Annotated in this window: 4 protein-coding genes; 2 read left to right on the forward strand and 2 right to left on the reverse strand. The window is 69.4% G+C overall.

Going from position 1 to position 7385, the window contains the following annotated elements; translation table 11 throughout:
- Nucleotides 1–112: 112 nt before the first annotated feature.
- Nucleotides 113–1348 (reverse strand): lytic polysaccharide monooxygenase, encoded by a 1236-nt coding sequence (locus tag ACIO6U_RS22340; RefSeq protein ID WP_401721540.1) that lies wholly within the window; start codon nucleotides 1346–1348, stop codon nucleotides 113–115.
- Nucleotides 1349–1626: 278 nt separating this feature from the next.
- Between ACIO6U_RS22340 and ACIO6U_RS22345 the strand changes: the two genes are divergently transcribed.
- Nucleotides 1627–2859 (forward strand): cellulose-binding domain-containing protein, encoded by a 1233-nt coding sequence (locus tag ACIO6U_RS22345; protein WP_401721543.1) that lies wholly within the window; start codon nucleotides 1627–1629, stop codon nucleotides 2857–2859.
- A 94-nt stretch (nucleotides 2860–2953) separates the two neighbouring features.
- Here the strand turns inward: ACIO6U_RS22345 and ACIO6U_RS22350 are convergent, their stop codons facing one another.
- Nucleotides 2954–6454: a ricin-type beta-trefoil lectin domain protein gene (locus ACIO6U_RS22350; protein ID WP_401721547.1), complete on the reverse strand. Its 3501-nt coding sequence runs from the start codon at nucleotides 6452–6454 to the stop codon at nucleotides 2954–2956.
- A 611-nt stretch (nucleotides 6455–7065) separates the two neighbouring features.
- Here ACIO6U_RS22350 and ACIO6U_RS22355 point away from each other — a divergent pair.
- The gene (locus tag ACIO6U_RS22355; protein WP_355348845.1) at nucleotides 7066–7236 is read left to right on the forward strand and encodes a hydrophobic protein; all 171 of its coding nucleotides are present in this window, start codon (nucleotides 7066–7068) and stop codon (nucleotides 7234–7236) included.
- Nucleotides 7237–7385: the final 149 nt, after the last annotated feature.

Consider the following 7385-nt stretch of genomic DNA (forward strand, 5'->3'; position numbering starts at 1 on the left):
TCGCACGCGAATACGAAATATGTGAACCGGTCGGCGTCCCGGGACGGCCGCCCCGCGCCCGTCGCCCCGCACGGCAGGAGGCCGTACGGGGCGCGTCGGCCGCGTCAGCGCGCTAGGAGAACGTGCAAGTGATCGAGCCGATGGGCGTGTTGTTGCCGGTCGAGTTGGCCGTGAATCCGAACGTCGTGGAAGCGCCGTCCGGTGGGATCGTGCCGTTGTAGGCGGCGTTGGTGACGCTGATGCTGCCTCCGCTGACTGACTGGACTCCGTTCCACAGACTGGTGATCTGCGTTCCGGTGCCGAGCGTCCAGTTCACCTTCCAGTGACTCGACGGCGAGGCGCCGTGGTTCATCACGGTGACCTGCCCCTGGAACCCACCGCTCCAGGAGTTGGAGACCGCGTACATCGCCATGCAGGAGCCAGGGTCGGTCCCGCCTGTGCTGCCGCCGGTCGTGGTGCCGCTTGTGGTGCCGGTGGTCGTGGTGCCGCTTGTGGTGCCGGTGGTCGTGCCGGTCGTAGTGCCAGTGGTCGTGCCGGTCGTCGTGCCGCTCGTGGTGCCAGTAGTCGTGCCGCTTGTGGTGCCGGTCGTCGTGCCAGTGGTCGTGCCGCTCGTGGTCGAACCGCCGTTGTGGATGCCACTGACCTCGCCGTGACCGCCGTCGAACGCGATGTCGGAGCAGGAGAAGAAGTTCTCATTGCTGTCCGAGCGGACCCACTGGATGAAGACCATCGCGTCACCCGTACGGTTCGAGGGCAGCGTCAGGTCCCAGTAGTAGTGGCCGCCGTCGGTTCCCGGCGACCCCACCGCGGGCGGGTTGGTGGTGCTTCCGATCGACTCCAGGTCGGCCCAGGCCAGCGGAGTGGTCGGGGACCAGCCCTGCTTGGTCACATAGACACGGAAGGTGCCCGGGTGCGCGGCCCAGTTGCTGTACTGCAACTGGATCGTGGAGCCCGACGTGAGGTGCGTCCTCGGCCAGTCGGCGCGGGCCGCGTTGTAGGCCGAGAAGTCGTACGGTGACTTGTTGCCGGCGCTGCACAGCGTTCCGTCCGGGACGTAACCCTCGCCGCGACCGCCCGCGTTGGAGTCGAGCACCGCGAACCAGTTGTACAGCGACGTCGTTCCGCTCTGGGCGACCGCCGCGGCGCAGGCCGGGTTGGTCGGGGTGAGGGCGCCGGTGGGGGTCAGGGCGTCCTCGTAGCACAGGTAGGTGCGCGAGCCCGGCATCATCGCCACGCCGTGCGCCTGCGCGGAGCCCTGGCTGAGCAGGACCGCGCCGAACGCCGAGAGCAGAAGAGCGAAGACACCGAATAACGACAGTTGCCAGCTTCTTTTTCGCTTCAAGATCATGACCTTTCCGGGAGCTTTCCCGGGGCCGCGGCGCACCGCGGCCGGGCCACCGGGACAGCGTGGGGGGAGGGAACGGGTCTGCGAGTGGGAGCGCTCCCATTTGTGAAGCTAACAGTGGATCAAGAATTCGTAAACACCTGCGGACGAGACCGGCCCGAGTCGCGCCGCGCTTGGGTCGGGCCGCATCCGTTGACAGTGTGCAGCCAGGGCGCTGTGATGGATGGGAGCGCTCCCATATGTTGTGCTCCCCCCACGCAAGCACCCCGAAAGAGGCACCTATGCCCGCTCGCACTCTCCGGTTACCACCCAGGTTGTGGACGGCGGTCGCCGCCGCCATAGCGCTGGCCGTCTCGCTCCTGATCTCGGTGCCCACCAGCGGATTCGGCGCGTCGGCGTCCGGATGCCGGGCCGAGTACACGCTCAACGAATGGCCCGGTGGCTACACCGCGCAGGTGCACGTCACCAACCTCGGCGCGGCGCTGAGCGGTTGGCGGCTGACGTGGACGTATGCCGGTGATCGGAGGATCACTTCGGCCTGGAACGCGACCGTCACCCAGAACGGACACTCCGTCACCGCCGTCAACGCGTCCTACAACGGCGTCGTGGCAGCAGGAGGCACGGTCGACTTCGGCGTGCAGGGAACTGCTGGGTCCGCGGGCTCGCAACCCGCTGACTTCGCCCTCAACGACCTGCCCTGTGGAGCCGTCAGCACCACCCCGCCGACCACGCCCCCGACTACTCCGCCTACGACGCCCCCGACCACGCCCCCGACCACCCCGCCTACGACGCCCCCGACCACGCCGCCGCCCACTTCGCCCCCCGCGGGATGCGACTCCGCGACGATATGCACGGGCTTTGAGGACCAGAGCGGTGCCGGTCCCGCCGGGGACTGGCGTTTCACCGCGCCCGACTGCCAGGGCACGGGGACGGCCGCCATCGACACGACAGTCGCGCACAGCGGCTCGAAGTCCCTGCGGGTGGACGGAAAGGCGGGCTACTGCAACCACGCCCTCGTCGCCTCCACCGCTGATCTGTCGTCGGTCGGCCCGGTGGTCTACATCCGTATGTGGGTGCGGCACACCACGGCGCTCCCGACCTCGCACGTCGCCTTCGTCTCCATGCCGGACTCCTCCCAGGGCGGCCGGGCGCTGCGGATCGGCGGCCAGAACGGCGCCCTGCAGTGGAACCGGGAGAGTGACGACGCCACCCTCCCGGCGCAGAGTCCGGCCGGGGTCTCGCTGAGCAGTCCGCTGCCGACCCTCACCTGGCAGTGTCTGCGCTTCGCGGTCGACACCACGGCGCCGAAGCTCGACACCTGGCTCAATGACACGCAGATACCCGGATTGCACGCCGACGGCGTGCCGACCCAGGACATCGACCAGCAGTGGCTCTCGCGCACCACGCCGCCCAGGCCGACCGCCCTGCGACTCGGCTGGGAGAGCTACGCCACGGGTGACGACACCTTGTGGTTCGACGACGTGGCCGTCGGTTCCGCGCCGCTCGGCTGCTGACGAGAGCGTCGCGGAGGTCCGTCGCGGACACGGTCGGGCAGCCGGTCTGACCGTGTCCGCGACGGGGTGGGTCACAGCGGACGGGACGTGCCGGTCAGCCGAGGCGGAAGCGCTGTGCCGCCGTCCCGTTGCAGTCCCACAACTGCACGGGATCCCCGGCCTGCTGGCCGTTGTCCTTGTCGTCGAGGCAGCGGCCCGACTGCGGATTGAACAAGGTGCCGTCGGCCCGGCTCTCCCACACCTGGGCGCCCGTGCCGTTGCAGTCCCACAGTTGGGTCCGTGTGCCGTTGCCGGTGTTGCCGCCCACCGCGTCGAGGCACTTGCCGAAGGTCCGCAGCGTGCGGTCGCCGGGCGCGGACCAGCGCTGCGCGTCGGAGCCGTTGCAGCCGGACAACTGCACGGGCGTGGCGGAGGCCGGATCGGCGTTGGTCACGTCCACGCACAGGGCAGCGAGGCCGGAGACCGCACCGGGCGGCAGCTTCCACGACTGCGCGGTCACACCGGCGCAGTCGTAGAGCTGGAGCTGTACGGCGCCGGGTGTGGTGTTGCCGTCCGGCACGTCGAGGCAGCGTCCCGAGGCCGGGTTGAGCAGGCTGCCGTCGGAGCGGTGCGTCCAGGTCTGCGAGGCGGCACCCGAGCAGCCCGCGACGCTCACCGGCGTACGGTTCGCCGTCCCGCCGCCCGTGGCCGTCAGGCACTTGCCGAGGACCCGGACGGTACTGTCGGCCTGGTACGCGACCTGCTGGGCCGCGCTGTGGTTGCAGCCCCACAGCTGCACGGCCGTCCCGTCGTCGGCCACCCCGCCGCGCACGTCGAGGCACAGGCCGCCCGCGCCGATCACCTCGCCGGACGCCGGGTTCGCGGACGCGCTGCCGGACAGCGTCACGGTGTGCGAGGAACCGAGCGGGAGCGCGCCCGTCGTCACCGTCACCGTCCTGCGGTTGACGTTCCACGACCACGCGGTCTCCGGGACCTGCACCCCGTCGACCGAAACGGCGGTCGGCGCCTGCGAGTTGGACAGCCGCAGGGTGTAGGCCCGGGAGGTCGGCGCGCCGCTGAAGGAACCGGTCTGCGCGCCGATCGTCAGTGTCCGAGCCGTCTCACTCCACGACAGGGGCGCCTCGGTCGCCTGGCCGCTGCGATAGCCCGTGCCCTCGCCGGCGTCGGAGTAGACCGAGAAGGCCCCGTCGGCACCCGCGGCGACATTCACCGTCACCTGCGTCAACGGCCGCTGCCCCTGGTTGTCGACGTAGTCGGTGCGGGTGGGGAGGATGCCGCCGGCCTTGATCAGCACCGGCATCCGGGACAGCGGACCGGTGATGGTGACGGTGGCGGGCCCGGTGTAGGTACGGCCGGTGAAGTAGTCCGTCCAGCTCCCCGGCGGCACCCACACCGACGCGGAGCCGTTGCCGCTGGAGTCGTTGGGCGAGGTGATCGGCGCGACCAGGACGTCGTCGCCGTACAGGTACTCGCCGGTGGCGCTGTAGGCGGCGTCCTGGGACGGGTAGTCGAGATACAGCGGCCGGACGATGGGCACACCGGTCGCGTTCGCCTGCTGTGCGAGCGTGTACGTGTACGGGACGAGCGCCTCCCGTAGCCGCAGGAAGGACTCGGCGCTCGCCGCGGCAGCGCCGCTGTAGTTCCACGGCAGCCGGTCGCCGTGGTCGGAGTGCAGCCGGTCCACCGGCTGGAAGGTGCCGAATTGCACCCAGCGGGCGTACAGATCGTCGGCGAGATGACCGCCGTGGAAGCTGCCGATGTCATGGCTGACATTGGAGATTCCCGCGGCGGCCTCGGCGGCGGTGAACTTCGCCTCGAAGGCGAGCATGTCCCACGTCGCGGGCGTGTCGCCGGTGAACTGCATCGAGTTGCGCCGCTCGGACCAGGGCCCGACCGGGTAGTTGCTGTTGTCGCCGCCCTCCTCCGAGCCGCCGATCCGTGCGAAGGAGAAGCCGCGCAGCCCCTTGGCCGCCGCGTCGTCCGCATAGGCCTGGTTGATCAGATTGTCCGGCCCCACATGCGGATCTGACGCGGTCGAGGCACCGCAGTTGGTGCAGTAGTCCAGCCACCACTCCCGCACGCCCTGTTGCTCGAAGGGCTGGTGCAGGTCGAGATAGGCGGCCAGATGGGCCGGGTTGGACCAGTCGAAGGCGTACGTGCTGCCGCCGTCGGGCAGGAGGCCGCCCGCGCGGGAGTTGGCCGCGGCGAATTTGGGGTCGGCGCTGTCGATGGTCGGGTGGATGTTCATCGACACCGCGAGACCCTGCTGCTTGGTCCAGTCGAGGAATGCCCGCGGATCGGGGAAGAGCGAACTGTTCCAGTTCCAGCCGTTCCACTGCGTCGGCGACTTCCAGTCGGTGTCCACCACCAGCCAGTCGATCGGCGTGTTCGTGCTGCGGAAGGTGGGCAGCAGCGAATTCTCGTAGTCGGCCGTCGAGTAGCCGTAGTACCGCGAGTACCACACGCCGTAGGCCGACTCCGGTAGCAGATTGGCGCCGCCGGTCAGGGAGTTGAGGTCGGCGAGGCCCTGCTTGTAGTTCTGGCCGTAACCGAAGAAGTAGCCGTCCTGGTACGGCTGGGCGCCGTGCGAGGGCCGGTCGGTCACCGCGTGCGCGCCCGACAGCAGAGCCGTCCGGGTGTCGTCCAGCAGGTACCAGCCGTCGCGATCCAGGATCCCCGGGTGCTCGGGCACCGGCACGGCCGCCGGATTGTCCAGTGTCCGGGACCAGCCGCCGAGGGTGTTCGTCGGCCCCGCGCCGTAGCCGGTCGTGGTGAGCGCCGTCGACGCGGCCGGGTACGCCGTGGTGCCGACCGGGGTGACCGCCAGGCTGTCGATGTTGACCCGGCCGGTGTCACCCGCGTTCTGCACGATGCTCAGGGTGTTGGCGCCGGCGGTCAGGTGCACCGTGGCGGACGCGGTCGACCAGGCGTTCCACGACGAGGTGGCGGGCAGGCTGAGCGCCGGGCCCGCGGTCGAGCCGACCCGGGTGGACAGGGTGCCCGTACCGCCCGCCGCGTTGGAGTAGCGCACCCACAGCCGGTAGTCGCCGGTCGACGGCACCGCGGAGACGTCCTGGGTGAGGCCGCTGCCCGTGTGCTCGTATCCGGCGACGAAGCCGGAGCCGGTGTGCCCGGTGTGGTCGTAGGCGGCGACGCCGTAGCCGCTGAGCAGCGAATTCTCAGCCTCGCAGGCGGAGTTGACCGGGCAGTAGGAAGGAAACGCCGGTGTGGCGGTCACTCCCGTGCCCGCCATCGTCACCGTGAGGTTGGCCGCCGTGAAAGGGCCGCTGCCCCGCTTGTAGCGCAACGTCAGCCCGGACGTCGTGATCTCGCGGTACCCGTCCGCGGTGACGTCCGTGGTGACGTCGGATACGGGGAAGGACCGGTTGACGGCGTTGAACGTCGTCCCGTCCTGGAAGGCGGCGTCGCCCGCGTATTCCAGCCGCACCAGGGTCGGACTGAGCACCTCGAAGCGGGCGTTCCCGTCGGTGACGACGGAACTCGACGCCGCGGCCCGCGCCGGCGGGGCGGCCTGCCGCGCCACCGCGCTGTCGACGGCGGTGACCGACAGCAGCGCCAGGCATGAACCCAGCACGAGCGCCCGGCTCCTGCGGGGCGAGAGAGGTGATCCGACGCGGCGTGGGCGCATGGGCATGCCTTCCGTAGTCGACAGGGCCTGACATCGTTGTCCGTGGTCCAATTCGCCGTGCGGGAAGCGGAGTTGAGTTGACCGGCGCGACGAGGCGTGAGAGCGCTCCCTGAAGCTAGCCATTGGTCGTGTATGCGTCAATACGCCGCACGGGCCGCACGGGCCGCACACGCCGGTCGGCGGTGTGTCACTCCGGTCGACGCACCTCGACGGCCGCGCCCCGTCCCGTCACCGCGCTGACGCAGCGCGAAACACCGCCGGTCCCACCAGAAGCCGGAAACTGCCCGGATCCCCGCGGCGGTGTCCGCGACACAGTCCGCAGCGTCCGGTGGTCATGGTGAGGACAAGCAATTGCGGAGCGGTAGGGGGTGATACGGGTCTGGCGCGCACTCGGAATCGAGTGCGCCTGTCGTCGAGGCACGGTGACTATGGCGCCCGACCGCCTGTCCCGCTCATCGCCAGGACACCTGTCACCAGCTGATGGATACCGTTCCGTGACATTATCCGCGCATGTCAGTGTAGGCGTGGGGCAAGCGCGCGAGTGGGAGGTACAAACTATGGGACCGCTTCTGCTCGTTCTTCTGCTCGCGTTGATTCTCTTCGGCGCCGGGTTCGCCCTCAAGATTCTGTGGTGGGTGGCGATCGTCGTCCTGGTGGTCTGGCTGCTGGGATTCGTTGTCCGCTCGACGAATTCCGGTGGCAGCCGTGGCCGCTGGTACCGCTGGTAGCGACGCACTTCGACCTGCCACTGAGCGGTGGGGGGCCCCCCCCGGGGGGGGCCCCCCCCCCCCCAGACAAGGATATTTAAAAAAAAAAAAAAATAAGAGGTAAAACCAAAAATAAAGTGAAGAATAAAAAAAAGTGGGTGCGCCCCCCA

The sequence above is a fragment of the Streptomyces sp. NPDC087422 genome (assembly GCF_044744145.1).
GTDB lineage: Bacteria > Actinomycetota > Actinomycetes > Streptomycetales > Streptomycetaceae > Actinacidiphila.